The organism is Paenibacillus sp. J22FR83 (assembly GCF_059691955.1).
In genome coordinates, this window is sequence record NZ_JCAUAM010000011.1 from 14,440 (window position 1) to 32,932 (window position 18,493).

19 protein-coding genes and 1 pseudogene are annotated in these 18,493 nt (G+C 42.6%); 6 read left to right on the forward strand and 14 right to left on the reverse strand.

The genetic code is table 11. The features are described from left to right. Positions 1 to 68 precede the first annotated feature (68 nt). Positions 69 to 257: a hypothetical protein gene (locus tag AC58PV_RS19890; RefSeq protein WP_497434088.1), complete on the reverse strand. Its 189-nt coding sequence runs from the start codon at positions 255 to 257 to the stop codon at positions 69 to 71. Positions 258 to 374: 117 nt separating this feature from the next. Here AC58PV_RS19890 and AC58PV_RS19895 point away from each other — a divergent pair, with 117 nt between their 5' ends. Continuing rightward, entirely contained in the window at positions 375 to 1,301 is a 927-nt protein-coding gene (locus tag AC58PV_RS19895) for a LysR family transcriptional regulator (protein ID WP_497434090.1), read from the forward strand. Here AC58PV_RS19895 and AC58PV_RS19900 read toward each other — a convergent pair. The 5 genes from AC58PV_RS19900 to AC58PV_RS19920 all read right to left on the reverse strand — a co-directional run bounded on the left by AC58PV_RS19900 (position 1,246) and on the right by AC58PV_RS19920 (position 7,556). Beyond that, positions 1,246 to 2,319, reverse strand: a complete 1,074-nt coding sequence (locus AC58PV_RS19900) for a Gfo/Idh/MocA family protein (RefSeq protein WP_497434092.1) — start codon at positions 2,317 to 2,319, stop codon at positions 1,246 to 1,248. The genes AC58PV_RS19895 and AC58PV_RS19900 overlap by 56 nt on opposite strands. A 20-nt stretch (positions 2,320 to 2,339) precedes the next feature. Beyond that, positions 2,340 to 3,491 (reverse strand): Gfo/Idh/MocA family protein, encoded by a 1,152-nt coding sequence (locus AC58PV_RS19905; RefSeq protein ID WP_497434093.1) that lies wholly within the window; start codon positions 3,489 to 3,491, stop codon positions 2,340 to 2,342. Between the two features lie 136 nt (positions 3,492 to 3,627). Continuing rightward, on the reverse strand, positions 3,628 to 5,781 hold the full coding sequence (locus AC58PV_RS19910) for a PAS domain-containing protein (RefSeq protein WP_497434094.1): 2,154 nt from the start codon (positions 5,779 to 5,781) through the stop codon (positions 3,628 to 3,630). An 89-nt stretch (positions 5,782 to 5,870) separates the two neighbouring features. Beyond that, entirely contained in the window at positions 5,871 to 6,320 is a 450-nt protein-coding gene (locus tag AC58PV_RS19915; protein ID WP_497434096.1) for a CBS domain-containing protein, read from the reverse strand. A 66-nt stretch (positions 6,321 to 6,386) separates the two neighbouring features. Further along, positions 6,387 to 7,556, reverse strand: coding sequence for an amidohydrolase (locus AC58PV_RS19920; RefSeq protein ID WP_497434097.1), 1,170 nt, complete (start codon positions 7,554 to 7,556; stop codon positions 6,387 to 6,389). A 206-nt stretch (positions 7,557 to 7,762) separates the two neighbouring features. On the opposite strand from AC58PV_RS19920, the gene AC58PV_RS19925 reads away from it, so the two are divergent. Then, positions 7,763 to 8,110: a YugN family protein gene (locus AC58PV_RS19925; protein WP_056612435.1), complete on the forward strand. Its 348-nt coding sequence runs from the start codon at positions 7,763 to 7,765 to the stop codon at positions 8,108 to 8,110. Between the two features lie 13 nt (positions 8,111 to 8,123). Beyond that, positions 8,124 to 9,302, forward strand: coding sequence for a putative lipid II flippase FtsW (ftsW, locus tag AC58PV_RS19930; protein WP_497434098.1), 1,179 nt, complete (start codon positions 8,124 to 8,126; stop codon positions 9,300 to 9,302). Between the two features lie 34 nt (positions 9,303 to 9,336). On the opposite strand, the gene AC58PV_RS19935 is transcribed toward ftsW, so the two are convergent. After that, positions 9,337 to 9,714, reverse strand: a complete 378-nt coding sequence (locus AC58PV_RS19935; protein WP_068670508.1) for an Asp23/Gls24 family envelope stress response protein — start codon at positions 9,712 to 9,714, stop codon at positions 9,337 to 9,339. Between the two features lie 161 nt (positions 9,715 to 9,875). Between AC58PV_RS19935 and cax the strand changes: the two genes are divergently transcribed. After that, positions 9,876 to 10,922 carry a calcium/proton exchanger gene (cax, locus tag AC58PV_RS19940; RefSeq protein WP_497434100.1) on the forward strand — a complete coding sequence of 349 codons (1,047 nt, stop codon included), beginning with the start codon at positions 9,876 to 9,878 and terminating at the stop codon, positions 10,920 to 10,922. 39 nt (positions 10,923 to 10,961) lie between these two features. Here the strand turns inward: cax and AC58PV_RS19945 are convergent, their stop codons facing one another. The 4 genes from AC58PV_RS19945 to AC58PV_RS19960 all read right to left on the reverse strand — a co-directional run bounded on the left by AC58PV_RS19945 (position 10,962) and on the right by AC58PV_RS19960 (position 14,611). Continuing rightward, positions 10,962 to 11,249: an Fpa/YlaN family protein gene (locus AC58PV_RS19945; RefSeq protein ID WP_056612445.1), complete on the reverse strand. Its 288-nt coding sequence runs from the start codon at positions 11,247 to 11,249 to the stop codon at positions 10,962 to 10,964. Positions 11,250 to 11,372: 123 nt separating this feature from the next. Further along, on the reverse strand, positions 11,373 to 11,621 hold the full coding sequence (locus tag AC58PV_RS19950) for an HPr family phosphocarrier protein (RefSeq protein ID WP_068670512.1): 249 nt from the start codon (positions 11,619 to 11,621) through the stop codon (positions 11,373 to 11,375). Positions 11,622 to 11,737: 116 nt separating this feature from the next. Beyond that, a complete protein-coding gene (locus AC58PV_RS19955) occupies positions 11,738 to 12,421 on the reverse strand; it encodes a TVP38/TMEM64 family protein (protein ID WP_497434101.1) in 684 nt (227 codons plus the stop codon). A 204-nt stretch (positions 12,422 to 12,625) separates the two neighbouring features. Further along, positions 12,626 to 14,611 carry a sensor domain-containing diguanylate cyclase gene (locus AC58PV_RS19960; protein WP_497434102.1) on the reverse strand — a complete coding sequence of 662 codons (1,986 nt, stop codon included), beginning with the start codon at positions 14,609 to 14,611 and terminating at the stop codon, positions 12,626 to 12,628. Between the two features lie 353 nt (positions 14,612 to 14,964). Between AC58PV_RS19960 and rpsD the strand changes: the two genes are divergently transcribed. Then, complete coding sequence (rpsD, locus tag AC58PV_RS19965) at positions 14,965 to 15,564, forward strand: 30S ribosomal protein S4 (protein WP_497434104.1); 600 nt, start codon at positions 14,965 to 14,967, stop codon at positions 15,562 to 15,564. 936 nt (positions 15,565 to 16,500) lie between these two features. Here rpsD and AC58PV_RS19970 read toward each other — a convergent pair. The 3 genes and pseudogenes from AC58PV_RS19970 to AC58PV_RS19980 form a co-directional block, all read right to left on the reverse strand. Continuing rightward, positions 16,501 to 16,686: a YhjD family protein gene (locus tag AC58PV_RS19970; protein WP_497434105.1), complete on the reverse strand. Its 186-nt coding sequence runs from the start codon at positions 16,684 to 16,686 to the stop codon at positions 16,501 to 16,503. Positions 16,687 to 16,848: 162 nt separating this feature from the next. Next, positions 16,849 to 17,637, reverse strand: coding sequence for a DinB/UmuC family translesion DNA polymerase (locus AC58PV_RS19975; protein ID WP_497434426.1), 789 nt, complete (start codon positions 17,635 to 17,637; stop codon positions 16,849 to 16,851). Beyond that, positions 17,611 to 18,084 (reverse strand): annotated as a pseudogene (locus tag AC58PV_RS19980) (Y-family DNA polymerase); the annotation flags it as partial. The gene AC58PV_RS19975 and the pseudogene AC58PV_RS19980, both read right to left, overlap by 27 nt. Positions 18,085 to 18,329: 245 nt before the next feature. Between AC58PV_RS19980 and sda the strand changes: the two are divergent. Further along, positions 18,330 to 18,458 carry a sporulation histidine kinase inhibitor Sda gene (gene sda / locus AC58PV_RS19985; protein WP_497434107.1) on the forward strand — a complete coding sequence of 43 codons (129 nt, stop codon included), beginning with the start codon at positions 18,330 to 18,332 and terminating at the stop codon, positions 18,456 to 18,458. The last annotated feature ends 35 nt before the right edge of the window (positions 18,459 to 18,493 follow it).

The window sequence follows — 18,493 nt, forward strand, 5'->3', positions numbered from 1 at the left end:
TCCCTCCTTTTACCTGTAGTATGAAGGGAAAGTACTTGATTTAAACATGGACTCCATGCTAACGTATCTCAAAAGAGTTCATACACGGCAAGAATCCCGACAATGATGATGGCAAATAGTGACACCCAACTTGCAATGACACCAGGACGTACACCACCATTCTTCTCTTTCGTGTACCAATGTGCTTTCCGCGCGCGCGCTTCAATCTCTTTCACATGATCTTCGAATTTTTTCTCTATCTCGTATAAGTTCCACATGGTCATTCCCCCCATCCTTTGGTTGGAATTGATTTTAACATGGCAAGAAGTACCAGAGTTATCTATAAAAAATGATGGATTCGATCGAAAATAGTGATGGTTGAGGAGTGCATACAGATGGATCTTACCTTATACAAAACACTTCTCGAAGTAGCGAAGTGGCAGAACTTTACGAAGGCTTCCGAGAAATTGGGCTATGCACAGTCGAGTGTGACCTCCCAAATTCAAAAGCTAGAGATTGAATACGGGGTTGAGATCTTTGAACGCATTGATAAGAAGATGAGACCAACACCTGCAGGAGACATATTACTGCGATACGCAGCGAAAATGCTGAAATTGTATGAGGAATCCAAAATCAATGTGGCTGGTCAAACGACAGGCAGCTTCATGATTGGCACGCATGAGACAACACTCTTTTCCTATATGCTGCCGCCGTTCCTCGGCGCTTTCAAAAAGTGCTTTCCCAACATTACGATCACCATCCATGAATTATTGGAAAATGATACATCCCGTGCGTTAAAGGCAGGCGAATGCGATTTAGGGTTCATCGTCGACAAGGAGCTGAGTGATCCTGATTTGATCTTCAGGACGATTCAAGAAGAGGAATTTGTCATTGTTGCAGCACCTGATCACCCCTTAGCCGCGAAATCTGCTATTGTACCAGAGGATCTGGGTGGCGCAGAAATTCTCATGTCCGTCTCAGGAGGACGTTGCCGCAAATTGTTTGAAACCATGCTGCGTAAGCATAACGTGCAATATACACTCACCTATGAAATCAATAACTACGAAACGATCAAAAAATGCGCCATGCACGGGCTTGGCCTGTGCTTACTACCAAGAACGACCGTATCGACGGAAACACAAAACGGGCAGTTAGCGATATTACCGCTGAACTACCCGAATTTTAAATTGAATGTGCAATTATGCTATCATGCCAAACGTCAATTATCTGTACCCATGAAAAATTTCATTGGGCTGATGTGCGAAGCTACTCCACACGAACGGCTTTCTCTTGGGCAATCAAGCACAATTCAGCCGCTTTGAACGTATGTGCTTGCGTCATCGCACTTTCCGTACGATGGATGCAATCCAGAATCAACTGGCCGAAGAAAGGAAAGCCTACTTGTCCATGCAGACTGTAGTGCTTTTCTCCTTGTTGGTTGACGAGATACAACTGATCCCCTTGCGGGTCGCGAGCAATATCAATATACTTCCGCATCTCGATATAGCCTTCTGTACCGAGAATCAACGTACGTCCGTCTCCCCATGTCCCTAAGCCACTAGGCGTCAGCCAGTCTACACGGAAATAATTCGTCGCGCCATTGTCCCCAATCAGTGTCGCATCACCGAAATCCTCTAGCTCCGGATAGTCCTTCGCATGATAATTCGCTACTTTACTGCTAACAACTGTCGCATCTTTACAGCCCGAGTAGAAGAGGAACTGCTCAATTTGATGGCTGCCGATATCACATAGAATACCGCCGTATTTATCCTTCTCGAAAAACCATTCAGGACGACTTGGCGCATTCAAACGATGAGGGCCTAAGCCAATAACTTGAACTACACGACCGATCGCACCTTCTTCAATCAGTTGGCCCGCGAAAACAGCGCTCTCCACATGAAGTCTCTCGCTGTAGTACACGGCATATTTACGTCCTGTCGCTTCCGCTACAGCCTTCGCAGCAGCAAGCTGGTCCAGAGAAGTAAATGGTGTTTTATCCGTAAAGTAATCCTTGCCATGCTCCATCACACGAATCCCTAGAGGACCACGCTCTGAAGGAACAGCAGCAGAAGCAACTAGCTTCACTTCAGGATCATGCAGAATCTCCTCTTCGGATGCAGCGACCTTGGCCTGCGGAAACTTGGCAACAAATGCCTCCACTTTCGCAGGATCTTGATCATACACCCATTTGAGTTCAGCACCAGCTTCTAGAAGTCCGTTACTCATGCCATAAATATGACCATGATCCAATGCGATAACCGCAAAGGTAAATTCCCCTTTTTGAACAACAAGGTTCGGTTTCCCTTTAGGCGCATAATTCATGCCATCATTTTTTTGCATATCGAATATCCCCCATGATCTTAGACATCAAGTGTTTTAAAGGCGCCTGCTTCTTTACTTGATTTGGAATTTTTGATTTTCTCTTGCAAATGCTGTTCGAAAAGATCTTCGTCAATCGGCAGATCAACCCAGTTGTCTGTGAAAGTCGAGAGCATGATCGCATTGGAAATCATTAAGCCTTTGATGCCTTCTGCTCCTGGAGCAATCAACGGTGTTCCATGAAGAATTGCATCAACGAAGTTCTGCGTGATTCCCATGTGGCCAGTTTCTGTACCTTCTACAGGGATTTCACATTTCCAACATTCCGGTTGACCAAAACCGCCTTTGTACGTTTCGTTGAATTCTCTTTCGGAAACGCGCAAGCGCCAGAACGTCAATTTGCCATCTTCAATGACAATTTTACCGCGGTCGCCAGACAATTCGAAACGATTCGTCCCTGGTGCTTCACCAGTTGTCGTCACGAACAGTCCTGTTGCACCATTTTCATACTCAACGAATGCAGTTACATCATCTTCAACCTCGATATTGCGGTGCTTCCCGAAGTAACAGAACGCGCGAACACGTTTCGGCATCATGTCAATCGTCCACTGCCATAAGTCCAGTTGATGCGGATCTTGGTTAATAAGTACACCGCCGCCTTCTCCAGCCCAAGTTGCACGCCAGCCGCCTGAATCGTAATAGCTTTGTGATCTATACCAATTGGTAATAATCCAGTTCGTTCTGCGAATCTCACCTAGTTCACCAGAAGAAACCAGATCCTTTAATTTTTTATATAGAGGATTTGTACGTTGATTGTACATCATGCTGAATACTTTACCTGAAGCTTCTGCTGCTTCATTCATTTGACGCACTTGTTTGGTATACACGCCAGCCGGCTTTTCACAAATAACATGCAGGCCTGCTTGGAATGCGCGTACAGCTGTTTCAGGGTGATCATAGTGAGGCGTTGCGATCAAAACCCCATCAATCAAGCCAGAAGCCAGAAAATCATCCAGATTGTCAAATAACTTGACACCTTCACCAAGATTTTCCTTTGCCCACTCTAGACGATCTGCTCGCGGTTCACAAATAGCGGTAAGTACGCCGCCCTTGACTTCATTTTTCACTAAATATTTGGCATGTCCAGTTCCCATGTTTCCTAGACCAACGATACCAATCCTTACTTTCTCCACTGTACGTCACCTTTTTCTTGTCAGATTCACAATTATTAAGCACGCTTTCACTTTAGCATATTTAAGAGAGCGCATCTTGTCTCAGATTGACTACCTTATTGCGAACTTTGACAGTTACACACGATTGAGAGCAAGTTTACTGTGCAGTTGCGGGTAACTGAATAGTCACCGTTGTTCCCACGCCAAGCTTACTTTGATAATGGATCACACCGTGATGCTCTTCAATAATCGTAAAACTCACCATCATACCAAGCCCAGTCCCTTTTTCTTTCGTCGTGTAAAAAGGTTCACCGATCCGAGGCAATCTATCCTCTGAAATACCTTGGCCTTGATCCACAAACTGCAGGTTGATGCCGTTAGCTTGTTTTTGCGCAGTAATCGTCAGCGTGCCACCAGATGGCATCGCTTCAATCGCATTTTTGATCACATTGACAAAAACTTGCTTTACTTGATTTCGCTCGCAATTGACCGGCGGAAGAATCGTATTGGCAATTAGTATAATTTCCACATTATTCATGATGGCTTCCGTATTTAATAATTGAATGACTTCATCTAGTATGGTTACCGGATCATGCGGCAGGTAAGCAATAGCTTGTGGCTTCGCAAGTATCAGAAGCTCGCCTAGAATCAGCTCGATCCGATTAAACTCTTCTTGCATGATGTGATAATAGCGCAGCTTACTCGCTTCGTTCGCATGGCACATGAGTTTCACAAAGCCCTTCAACGCTGTCAGCGGATTGCGAATTTCATGTGCGATACCTGCTGCCAATTGGCCAGCAACATGTAATTTCTCCGTTTTGCGAAGCAGCTCCTCTGTTTGCTTCTGAACCGTAATGTCCTGAACGGTTCCGAATAAACCTAGTGCTCTACCCCACTCGTCATACGTCGTTCTTGCTAGGGTATGCAAGAATCGCATTTCGCCTCTTATGACAATACGATAGACGAGATCTAATGATCCATCATGAAGCGCATTTTTGATAGCCGTTTTCGTCTTCAACTGATCATCAGGGTGAATACTCTCAAGAAGCTCCTCCATCGGCATCTGCTTGACATCATTTTTACAGCCAAATAATGCGTTCAATTCATCGGAGATATACACCATGTTATGAATGGTATCCCACTCATAATGGCCTAACCCTGCGATTTCTTGCGCAATTTCCAACTTAGCTTTACTTTGGGTTAATTCATGTTCAATTCGTTTGTGAATGGTAATATCATGAACCAATCCACGTACAGCCATTCGTCCCCCATCTAGAACCACTCGCTCGATCTGAGAACGTAAGTGGCGAATCTCGCCATCTTGCCGTAAAATTTTGTATTCTATATCTGACATTCCAACCAGTATGGCCCGCTTGATTGCGAGTGCTACTTTCTCACGGTCATCTTCTACGATTGGTTCAATGGCTTTACACACATCAATTCTTAAAGCAGGTTCAAGCCCGTGTATTCGGAACATCTCGACTGACCATGCAACTGAATCCTCATCTAAATCTCGTTCAAAACTACCGAATTGACCTAAACGTTGCGCCTGTACGAACCGTTCTTCAACAATCTTACGTTCGGAGATATCACGCCAAATCCCCAAACTCTGAATACGTGTACCTTGTTCATCCGTCAGCCACTTGAAATTATTTTCCAACCAAACATACCAACCCTTCTTATGAAGGAAACGACAACAGACTATACCTCGATCACTCGCAGCATCTTCTTTGTCGTTGATGAAAATACTCTTCAGCCCATCGATATCTTCCGGGTGACAAAAAGCCAAAACACTAGCTCCGTACATATCCTCCAGCTCGTACCCAAGAAGGTTTTTGATGGATGCTGAAACAAAAAGTAGAATTCCATCCTTGGATGTTAACGTAATGAGATCTTGAACATAATTCGTATAATTCCGATAGAGATTCTTTTCCATGTCCAAATGATTGTCAAGCATTTCTGTTTTACGGAGCACAATATGTAAGTTCTCACCAACCGGAAAGGCATTAACGTGTATCCACTGATTGGATGGCTTTACATATTCTTTGAATGATGTTTCTTGGCCACTTTTCCGAGCATGATGAAAATGACTGTAGGAAGCGTGCCGAATAGCAGCTGGAAACTCCGCCCATGCGATTAAACCAATAAGTTCTTCAGGTGATCGATTTAAAATTTGTGCACCATAGTCGTTTGCGTATATAAAATGCCAGTTTGAATCTAGAATGATAAATCCCATGGAAGCGTTCTCTTCAAACGTGTTCATCTTTTCTATACGGACCCCCTTCACTTTATCGTTTTTATTATCGCTCACTAGGATGCACCTCGTAAAGAGAAGATACAAAAAAAGCAACCTCCCCCTCACATCCGGGAAAAGTTGCTCCTATATTTGAACAGGCTTGTCTAATGACTTCCAACAAGTGTTCGTTCTTTTGAAATTTGACTTAAGGCTTCGCCAGCCTCATCCTCGTAATTTCCTCTAACAGCCAAATCGCCAATGGCTACAATACCAACAAGTTTGCCATTGTCTATAACAGGTAACCGCCTAATCTGGTGCTGTGCCATAATCTTAGCAGCTTCATCCACAGTCGTATTCGGATTCACGGTTGTCATCCCCTTCGTCATGACGGTTTCTACAGCCGTTGACCCTGAATGCTTCTCCGCATAGCCTCGAACAACAAGGTCCCGATCCGTCACACCTCCTATGAAGGTATCCCCATCCAGAACCCCGACAAACCCAATATCGTGTTGTTTCATTTTCAAAGCAATCTCGTACACATTATCCAATAGTGTAACCGTCACGCAGTCTTTACTCATGATGTCTTTCACTAGTTTATCTGACAACTTCATCATCCTCCTTGGTGTCATGTTAAGCAACAATAATTGCTTTATTAGCATTCACCAAATCACAGAGGGCATTCATGCCATATAATCCAAGGCCATAGACAGGAGCAAATTCGCTGCGTTGAGCATCGATTTTTCATCTATATCGAATTTCGGATGATGATGAGGATAGACGATGCCAGATTCGACATTTCCAGCACCTACGAACATAAAGCAACCTGGCTTCTCTTGCAAATAATAGGAAAAGTCTTCTCCGGCCATAATAAGTGGGGATTCATGTACAGCCTCCTCACCAAATAGCGACGCGGCTACTTGGAAGAAACGAGCTGATTCCCCAGCATCATTAATTACAGTCGGGTAGCCCAGCTTATATTCCAGCTCATATGTCGCTTGTGACATTTCACAAGTAGCCTGTACGATTCTCTCCATGCGTGTTCGCACTTCTTGTCTTAATTCTGGATTGAAGGTACGTACCGTTCCGTTAAGCACGCTCGTTTCAGCAATTACATTGAAGCTTGTACCACCATGGAAAGAGCCTACACTAACCACACAAGGCTCGACCGGGTCAACTTGACGGCTCACAATCGATTGCAAATTAACGACTAATTGTGACGCCACATACACGCTATCAATCGTTTGGTGAGGCAAACCGCCATGTCCGCCTTTTCCTTGAACACGAATAGTGAATTCATCTGGCGCGGCCATGAAAGGCCCAGATCGTGTGTAAACATGGCCTACGGGGAACGGGGTCCATAAGTGAACACCGAATACAGCATCTACGCCTTCCAGCGCGCCGTCTTGGATCATCGAGTCCGCTCCGCCTGGTGAAATTTCTTCAGCATGCTGGAATAGAAAGACCAAGTTCCCTTTGATTTCCGTCCGATGCATGCTCGCCACCTTGGCAATCCCTAGCAAAGTCGACGTGTGAGCATCGTGTCCACAGGCATGCATAATCCCTTTCTTAGTTGATGTATAGTCACAGTTCTTCTCATCCTGAATGGGTAAAGCATCCATATCTGCACGTAGAGCCACCGTCGGGCCCTCGCCGCCACCGCGGAGCAGGCCAACAACACCATTACCGCCAACGCCAGTACGCACTTCAATATCCCAGCTTAGCAAATGCTTCGCTACAAATTCTGCGGTCTGATATTCATGGTAGGATAGCTCAGGATGCTGATGCAAATAACGTCTCCAACCTACCATTTCTTCGTAAATGGCTTGGAGATCTTCATGAAAATGATTCATACGTTCATCCACCTCCTAAGGCGTGATCACCTAACTATATATCTAAAATGATCTCTTGCAACCTATTCTATCAAATATCAATCACGGTTTCATCTCTAAAGTGCCATCAAATATTAGAATTTACAGATGGCAATCGACTTGCAGAACCTTTAGAAACATACTATCATGAGAAAAGAATGCATACGTACAATATGGAGGCGTTAAAATTGATTATTGAAGCAACTGGCTTAAAAGGCCTAAAAAGCGATTTGGCTCACTTGGACGAAGTAACAACTAAACTTGGTTTCGTTCGTTGGCAATGGGAATATACCCGTGCGACTTACGATTTTAAAATGGAAGATAAAGCAAGCAAAGCTGTTTACTTCTTACGTGTAAATGCACGAGTAGAAACAGGCAAGCTTGAATCTCCCTATGCTGTGTTGTATCTAGAGGAAGCTTACATAGGCAAAGAAACGTTCCCACATGGCTTGGACTACAATTCTCCAATCCCAGAGAACGTACTGAAGATTTCCAAACAAAAATTAGACCAACTGCAACAATTATTAGCAGACTAGGCGAGGAATCAGCATGAATCCCCCTCGAAGAGGAACGCCGGATTTTCTGCTGCTCTTATTAACCTTTGTGTTGGTCTGTTTTGGTTTAGTCATGGTGTTCAGCGCAAGCTCAATGACAAGTGCCTATCGGTGGGACGACCCGTGGTTCTTTACGAGGAAGCAGATCGTTGCTGTCGGGATCGGAACGATTGGTATGTTATTTTGCATGAATATCCATTACACGAAGTTAAAGAAGCTCGTTATCCCTGCTTTCTTCTTCATTGTACTTGGTTTGATCTTCGTCGTCTTTACGAGTAAAGCGAATGGGGCGAGCAGCTGGTACTCACTTGGCAGATACGGGATACAACCAACGGAGTTTGCCAAATTAATTGTTGTCCTTTACTTAGCCTCGCTGATTAGTAATAAAGAAGAGAAATTCAGAAGTTTTCGTAAGGGATTACTCCCTGCCATCTTGATCGTAGGCTTCGTGTGCGGCTTGATTCTCCTACAGCCTGATTTCGGTTCCTGTATGATTCTCTTGGCGTGTTCTGCCGTTGTCATCATGGTGGGTGGTTCTAACCTCAAGCATATCTTTTATCTTGGAACTATTCTTACCATTTTTCTCGGTATTGCCATTCTCTTGTATTTGTTATTAGGTAACACCGACTCTAACTTTAGACTCAATCGCATAACTTCCTTTATGGATCCCTTTGCCGATCCGCAAGGTTCAGGCTTACAGGTTGTGCAATCCTTGTATGCATTCGGACATGGCGGACTGACTGGGGCTGGATTCGGACAAGGCATTCAGAAACTTCACTATTTGCCAGAAGCACACAACGATTTCATCTTTGCTATTATAGGCGAGGAGCTCGGTTTCATCGGCAGCTCTCTCTTCCTTCTCATGTACTTGCTCTTCATTTGGCGAGGGATTCTCATTGCCGTTCGTTGCCCAGACATGTTCGGGATGTTATCTGGAGTTGGCATCATGGTCATGTTCGCCATACAAGCCTTTATTAATATCGGCGGCGTCACGAATACCATTCCCCTCACAGGGGTAACACTTCCCTTCATTTCAGCAGGCGGTTCCTCTATGATGGTTTCTCTCATCAGTATGGGGGTAATCCTCGGAATTTCACGTGAACAATCTTTCAAAGATTTACCAGCATCACATAAAACGCAAAAGAACCATAAAAAGAGACCCTTATCGACATAATATAACGTCGATAGGGTCTTTTTTATGGCGAGCATTATTTAACTCGAAGCTGATCTTCTATCTCTTCTTCCGTAAATGCGACGCCTTCTACCTTCACATTAACTTCCACAACAGTTAACCCAGTCATATTTTCAACGGCTTCCCGAACATTCTCTTGGAGATCTCTGCAAACATCCTGAATTCTGGAGCCATATTTAACGATCACTCGTAAGTCGATCGCAGCTTCAACTTGTCCTACTTCAACAGAAACACCACGTTGCACATTTTTACCACTTAAACGCTTAGCTAAGCCTTCTGAGATACCACCTGACATGCCCGCAATGCCTGCTGTTTCCAGGGCTGCAAGCCCTGCAATTGTCGATACTACGTCATCAGAAATACGAATTAAGCCAGTTTGATTGTCTTCGGACATACGGATCACTCCCTAAACTTGGTATAAATCTATTGTAATAAGAACAAAAGCTTAAAGCAAGAACTGCCTGCGTGTATCCATTTTAATTTACAATGCTACACAAAGTAGGTATATTAAAAGAAGTGAAAATTTCCCAATATATTAGATTCGGAGGGTTCCCATTGAAAGGAAAATTGTTCTACATAGGCTTGTCAGTGTCATTCATAGCAGCCGGAATCGCACATTATACGCACCAGAATACAACGTTGCAATTCGTAATCGCTTGTATTGCCATCGTGTTTGTGGCTGGTTTCTTAGGAAAAGCAACAGAAAGTGTTGCACATTATGCAGGAGACCGCATGGGTGGGTTTCTCAACGCGACCTTCGGGAATGCAGCTGAGCTCATTATTGCCTTCTTCTTAGTAAAAGACGGATTGTTCGAAGTCGTCAAAGCGAGTCTAACTGGGGCCATTATCGGAAACTTGTTACTCGTACTTGGACTCAGCCTATTCGCAGGCGGATTAAAGTTCAAAGAACAATCCTTTAACGTGAAGTTAGCCTCTCATAATTCTTCACTGATGATTCTGGGTGTTGTTGCTCTCTTCATTCCGGCGATATTCTCTGGTGGATTAACAACTGACGAAACATCCTCCATGAGTATGATTGTCGCGATTGTTCTCATCGTAGCATACCTGCTCTGGTTATTCTTCTCCATGGTTACTCACAAAAGTGTGCTGTCGGATGAAGCCATTGAACATGGCGAAGCTGCATGGTCCAAAGGCACCTCGATTATATTCCTCATCATTGCGACTGCCATGGTGGCCTTTACAAGTGAATGGTTAGTAGGAACCATAGAGGAAGTCAAAAGTAAATTCGGCTTATCAGACCTATTTGTAGGTGCATTCCTCATTGCTATAATCGGTAATGCAGCCGAACATAGTGCCGCGGTCATGATGGCTATGAAGAATAAAATGGGTGCAGCCGTGGAAATTGCGGTCGGAAGCTCGTTACAAATCGCTCTATTCGTTGCGCCAGTGCTAATCCTTCTCAGCTTCTTCATCAGTGGTACACCAATGAACATTGTCTTTACCACCTATGAGATTGCAGCCATCGGCGTCGCCGTCTTCATCACCAAATCCATTACTCAAGATGGGTCCACCAACTGGTACGAAGGCCTACTCCTCTTGTTCGTCTATATCATCCTCGGTGTCGTATTCTTCTTAGTTTAAATAACCTGTATGGCTAACAAAAAAAGTAACCCCTCGGGGTTACTTTTTATTGTTCAACGCTTCATACAGCTGCGCAAGATTACGTTCAAGCTTATTGAGAATTTGTTTGCCTGGCAATTCGGAGATGAGTCCCGCTCGAATGGCAAAATCAATTTCTCTCGACAGTCCGTACATTTGCGTATCTAATACCTCTTCGTACAGTGGACATTGACGTGTCGTCAAGTTTTCCATCTGAACTTCGATCAGCTTTTCGATTTTATCTGCATCTTCTTGAAGAAGATTAAGCGCCTTTTGATTCATATCCAGCAATAAATCAGATGAAGACATTCCCAACTTCCCCCTATACGCAAAGTCATCCGTCCTTATATGATCTATATTAAGCGAAATTGCCGTAATATACAAGAGAAGGTACCCTCAGAGATTCTGAGAATACCTTCTCTCTATTGAAAACTAATCTTGAACGACGTTTACGCCAAGATTATGCTTCGCAAATACTTCAGCCATAGCTGTTTTCGCTTCATCAGCATCCGGACCATGAACGTGCAAATCATAGTTGCTGGAGCTAAGGAGAGTCGTAAACAAGCCAAGGATACTTTTTACATCGATATACTTATTGTCATATTGAAGAACGATAGAAGATCTGAATTTATTAGCTGTTTGGGAAATCTCAACAATTGCTGCATTATTGGCACTTGGCATATTTCATTCCTCCATTATAGTCGCGTAATGAGTTGGTCGTCTTACTTCCTCTATGATAACTTGGAATAGGAAGGGAAAGCAACTACAAAATTTCCTGCTTTCTCCATGTAAGCCCTTTATTTCGTCTTCGGAGCTAATGCCTTCTTCACGCTATTTCCTAGGAATACTAATAACACTAATATCCCCAGCAACAAGAGTAGTCTTCCCTTATACTTCTGAAAATGAAACAAATCATGGGCAATCATTGACTCCAGGAATACGATAGGAAGTTTCCCCAGTAATGTCCCCCACAAGAAATGCTGAAATCTCATTCGAGTAAGGCCTGCTGAGAAGTTAACGGCAGAAGATGGCAAAATCGGAATCAAACGTCCGATTAATACATAGAAAAATCCGTGTCTTTCCATTCGCTTACTGAACTGTGTAACGATCGGAAATCGCTCCAGTTTCTTTTCTACCCAAGCATGTCCATAATATCGCGCAAAATAAAAAGAAGCAACGGCTCCTAAGCACGACATCACATAGTTTACAAGAAACCCCATTTTGATTCCGAAAATTGCAACATTAGTACCTGCTACGAGAACGAACGGAATAAATGGAAAGAACGTTTGGAAGAAAATTAAACTCATGCCAATTATTTTACCAGGCCAGCCAATGTCCCTTAAATGTCCAGATAATTGCCGCAAATTACTATGTGCAAGTTTAATGCCTACAGGATTAAAGAAGAAGAAATACACCAAGCCAATAAGCACAATAAAAATACAAATAAGCAGTCCTGTACGTTTACTTTTAAATGCCGACAAAATTCGACCATCCTCCCTTAGACCAAATCATTGTAACATGTTACAACAGGTTCAGGAAGAGCAAACAAATGATCGTCATCCTCCTGTAATAGCTACTGGATTGAGAACTACGTTCCATTGGTTATATACAAGTGTACCCTCGGCTACACCTAGTTGAATCAACAAAGAAAAAAGTGCCTGTCCGAAGACAAGCACCACCATGCGTCAACCAATTTGGATTTGATTACGGCCATTATCTTTGGCCTGATAGAGAGCCATATCTGCTCGGTAGAAGAGCGACTCTACACTTATCTTATCCTCTTCCCAGTTCCAGTCCGATACACCGCAAGAGACAGTCACTTGGGGCTGTGTCTCTTCCATGACACGTCTACGAATGCGCTCAGCAATCCGAATCGCCTGATCCTTAGACACTTGAGGCAAATAGACAGCGAGTTCTTCTCCACCCCATCTAGCCGCGATATCCAACTCCCGAATACTGGACTTGATGATCTGGCTGACAGAAATAAGAATTTTATCACCGATTTGATGACCATAGGTGTCATTCACCTTTTTAAAGTTATCAATATCAACGACAATAAGAGATCCGCAGAAATCTTTCTTTTGCATCAAGTTCGCTTGTTCATCCAAATAATGCCGAGCATAAAGGCCGGTTAGATTATCCGTAATCACCATTCTCTTCACTTCTGCGTGCAAAGATGCGTTCGTCATGGCTAGTCCGATATGACTTGAGAGCACTTGTAAGAGCTTATAATTGTCATACGAAAAGAAGTTAGGTAAACGGTGGACGATGAGGATTACCCCTTCTACGTTACCGTTTACAAGGATAGGTGAACCAATCAGTGAACGAGAATTCGTACGCTGCATGAGGCTAGAATTCACTTTATCATTACTCCAATAATCGGAAATAATAATCGGTTCTTTGGTGGAATAAATCAGACCAGAGAAACCTTGATCAAGTGTAAAGGTCTCTTGAAACATGGCAGGTAAATTCGTAGCTTGAACAATAAGTTGATTACTATCTTTGGAGTTTTGAAGAATACAGCTATAATCAGCACCAAAAATACTCAAAAATTCGCTCGAAGCTGAATTGAAAATTTCATTTAGACGTAAACTTTGATTAAGCTGTTTGGTAATTTCATTAATGAGACGCAATTCGTTAATCATCAGATTCGATTGCTCATAAAGTTTCGCGTTCTCAAAGGCTGTACCGGCAGAGTCCGCCAACAGCGAAATGAATTGTAAATCCGACGCATCAATCCGTTCATCGGTAAACTCCATGTACAGCACACCGTACACACCTTGTTTCCCTGATAAAGGCGCCGCGATGTTGCCTGTGCTCGAAGCGCTCCCTTTTATGGTTGGTTCAAAAATGACTTGCCCTTCCATAAAAGCACGTGTTCGAATATCTGACTCTGTTCGTTGGAAATTCAAAGGCTTAACAGATAGATTCGTTGAATCATTGTCTTGTGAAAGAAGCAAATCAACACGCGTATTCGGATAAACACGCCCCAAACAATCAATCACTTCAGTTAAAACGGAATGTACGTCAATCTTAGCAAGGAGTTTCTTGGAAGCTTCAAAAAGAATGACATGCTTCTTAGACTCCATTTCCTTCAAATGGTGAAGGTTATTTAAGCGATCGTACTTTCTGCGTTCTTCCACATTATGAATAGAGCTTTGAAAAGTAAGTGCAAGACTATATAGCATTTGCGCTAGACTTTCCATATTTATGCGAGATTGGGTAAAAAGACCCAAATAAAATTGCACCTTGCCATGATTATCCAAGACAGGGGTAACAGCAATTAAATAGGGTTGCAGTTCTCGCACATGCCAGTCATCGCCAGTCATCAATTGTAACTGACCTGCACTTTCACAGCGAGCAAGCGGATTATCTCCTTGATCTGCCATTTTCCAAGAGATGCCTGGTTGCAGATAATGGCTTATCGAAGGCGCGTCATTCGAACAAGAGTCAATTACACACAGATGCTCGTTGACACATAACAGTGCAGTTTGCGAGGGCAGCATGTTCGGACCGAACTGCTGATTCCAATTTTCAAAAACTTGATATAAGTTCGGGTTTGACTGCAAACCATCGTAAGAAAAGTTGCCAGAAAGTATAAAACCTTGCCGAAGAAACACGTCAAAGTGCTCTGCGCGACTATGCTTTGGTATACTGCGAAGTTCACTCATAGGCTCTCCTTCACTCACTAACAATAGTCCTCTAGTACCAATTTAAAAATCACTTTATCTTATCATACTATTTTTTCACATCTATTGCACGATATTTTCCTCTTATTCTGGAGATGAGAGACTTGACACATGGTCCGGTTTTTAATAAAATTAGAAGTCGAGTAACACCATGATTTCGGTGAATGCCATTTGTGATCACCCTCACTGCTTTTGCTCCTGCCAAGACAGCGGCTGACTACTCTTGACAGGGAATCACATATGATGATTCGTTAGCAAAATCGGGCACTTGTCTTCACCCTGACATCTAGATGCTATTTACTAAACTAATTGTCATGAGAAGGAGTTTTCCCTAAATGTCACGTTATACAGGACCTAAATTTAAATTAAGCCGCCGCGTTGGTATTTCTCTAAGTGGTAACGGTAAAGACTTGAAACGCCCATTCCCTCCAGGTCAACATGGCCCAGGACAACGCAAAAAAATGAGCGGTTACGGTGTACAATTGAACGAGAAGCAAAAACTTCGTCACATGTACGGTTTGAACGAAAAACAATTCCGCAACTTGTTCGACAAAGCTTCCAAGCTTAAAGGTATTGCCGGTGAAAACTTCATGGTATTGCTTGAAAGCCGCCTAGACAACTTGGTTTACCGTCTTGCTCTTTCCAACTCCCGTGCAGGTGCTCGTCAACTCGTTGCTCACGGTCACGTAACTGTGAACGGCAAAAAAGTTGATATCGCTTCTTACATCGTTTCCACTGGTGATGTGATTTCACTTCGCGAAAGAAGCAAAGGCCTTTCCACTGTGAAAGAAGCTCTTGCTAACCGTAACTACCTTCCAACTTACCTTGAGTTTAACGACGCAAGCGTAGAAGGTAAATACATCCGTTTACCAGAACGTTCCGAGCTTCCACAAGAAATTGACGAGAAACAAATCGTCGAGTTCTACAGCCGTTAATCTTGATGAGACGCAAGTCTCTACGAAAAAAAGCCCGAAACCCCCTTATACTTAGGCGGTTTCGGGCTTTTCTTTATTAAATCAAAAATGCAAGATAATGAATAGTAATGCGCCAATTTGGGGCAAAATGTGGCTTAGTTTGGGGCTGAAAATTATGTGGGTAGACACTCTTATATTTCTAAGTCACAACATGTATTGATTTAGATTCGTTACACAACCTGCTTAAATGACATCAGAAATTCAAGCTCAATTCAGTAATCTGTAGTCCAATAAAAATATATTACTGAGGAGCTATTTTTACGTTCAATGTAAGAATCAACAAAACGCAAGTTAGGAAATGCAACGTCAGCAAATTACAGAACTTGTAGACTCTGGGACACTAAATAGTCTCATAGGAATATCGTCCCTACGCAACTTTTCATTGACTCTAGATTTAGATAAAACATGTGGAAAATGGATGTCTTAAGCTTCCTAGACTAGGGAATCCATCTTACTGCGTCATCAACCAAAGGGTTTGAATGAGACGAATACGTAACACCCCTTCAGGTGTGTCCAGAGCTTCGCTACATGCAATCTGCGCTTACGTAGATGTTTCTCAAGGGAAAACGAAGGAAGTGGTTACTGCGAAAGAAATAGGCAGGTATTTAGCGGTACATTTGTGAAGCAAGCATAAAAATTTGTGCCAAAGAAAAAAAATCTTGGCACATATTAATTGCAATGATTCGATTGATTTTTATATTTCTAGTCTGCCATTCCCCCCTTTTACGCAATGCTTTTGTTTAATAGCCAAAACTAATCTTAGAGCCTCAAGCATTCAATCTTTGTCTGGTTCATAGGTCGATGAATAGTAAAAACCACTTCAATTACCACCAACCAACTTCATTTGGCCTTCAATTTGTTTTTCTGTATCCTAGTCTCCCTCTCACAGTGTTCGAATCATTTGTTTACAAACAACTCCGAAACATATTTACCTAGCCTCAGACTAATCTCTGCTCGAACTAGATCACGCATCATCGGAAAGGAATCCTCGTAACCACGGCAGATAAACAGGTAATGGATTGTTGTCCCGTCACTCTCTTCTTGATATACTTTAATTTTCTTCTCTTTGAGCATTTTTTTCACTTCATAGTAAATCAGAGTGAACTCGCTTCATTAAAGCTTCTGCTGCAGCTGCATATAAGCGTTTGAGTGAATCTCCAGAGAGTTCCATCTCAACCTTCTTCTTCTCCAATATTGTCAACATGATCAGAGCTTGAGCTGTATCATGTAGAGAAGATGCTCGAATTATTGACGCACTACCAAATCTGTTTTCACAGCGTCCGTTGCCGCGGCAAGCTTCATTTTTCGTTCCACATCTTCAAACATATCCAACTGATATATGCTGTTGTCTGACAGTTGAGATAGGTCTATTGAAATATGTGTGATGGGAGCGCAATTCCAATAAGTCCGAAACAATTTCCATGCAATCTCCACAATATGAGTTTCTAAACAACTAGGCTGCTCAATAGTCATTTGCCGCGAAAATCCCCCTTCCGTTGTTCCTACACTAACTTTTACTATACGGCCCATCCTGCCATGTTTTCGACTAATTCGGCATACCTCAATAACCAATTCAAGTACCAGGGGGCAAATTTCTTCGAGAGTTTTATACTTCGTGTATTGTACTGTTCTGCCACGTGTAATTGATTTCGGTGTTGGATCTAGGTTGGAAACTACTGGGTTCGGATCGATTCCCCTGGCTGTTTGCCAATAGTATTCAGCAAAGATATCCGATTGTCGACCCATTCGTATTCTCATTCGCTGTTTAAACTCACTAAGATCCATTCTTGCAATATCACCAATCGTGCTTATGCCCATTTTCTCAAAATGATATGTCATCTTAGAAGCAACCATATACATCTTACTTACATGAAGTGGCCTTAGTTCAGTATTGATGTTCTCATCATTAAGTGTAAAAATACATGACTGCATTTTCTTCGCAAAGTTATCTGTCGCAGTTTTCGCAAGAATTTTCGTAGAGCTGATGCCAGCGCGTATCCACACGCCAGTCGAAAGCATCACCTTTGATTGCATCTGCTTAGCTATTTCTTCAGCTGATCCAAATAGCGAAATAAATCCAGTCACGTCAACAAACTATTCATCAATGCTCCAGGGTTCAACCAAGTCAGTGAATTTCTCATATATCTCTGTAATTAGTAATGAAACATCTATATACGTCTGCATCCGAGGACGAATAATAGTTAGGTCTGGGCATTTTGAAAGCGCCTCAAAGTTCCTCATAGCTGTTGTGACACCCATCGATTTAGCCATTGGACAGGCGGCGAGGACTATACCTCCACGCCGCGCTGGATCACCTACTGCAATAGGCTTATTACGTTCTGACAACCTACTGTCCTCCGTAATTTTATAAACGAACTTGGAAGAGAGTCCCCAATAAGCATAATCATAGGTGTTCTCCCCCCTCAAAGATAAAAGAAAAACCGAAGCACATACGTAAATATTGGTAATTTCACCTATCATATCTCTCTATTTAATCATTAACAAGTATATTTTAGCACTAGGCTAAACTCCAGTTACACGAAAGGGTCCTCTGCAAGCAAGTAAAGAAGTCCCCAGCTATATAATTCATCCGATAAAGAAGAAATTTTTATACACATAATCGTTACACCGAAAATTTTGTCGATTTCATTACCCAATATATTCCACATAGTCCATAATACCTAAGGTGAGGGGGCAATCCAATTCGCTACAAGGGGAGTCATAACTTGAAACTAAGTGACGATCGATTACTATCATCCTATTTAGAAGCTCTTGAATATAAACTAGATGAAGTATTAAAAGAGATACTTAAAAAAGAGTTGATTAAGAGAGGCATTATTTTAAAACAACGTTAAAAAGAAGATCACAATGAAAAATAATGCTTAATTAA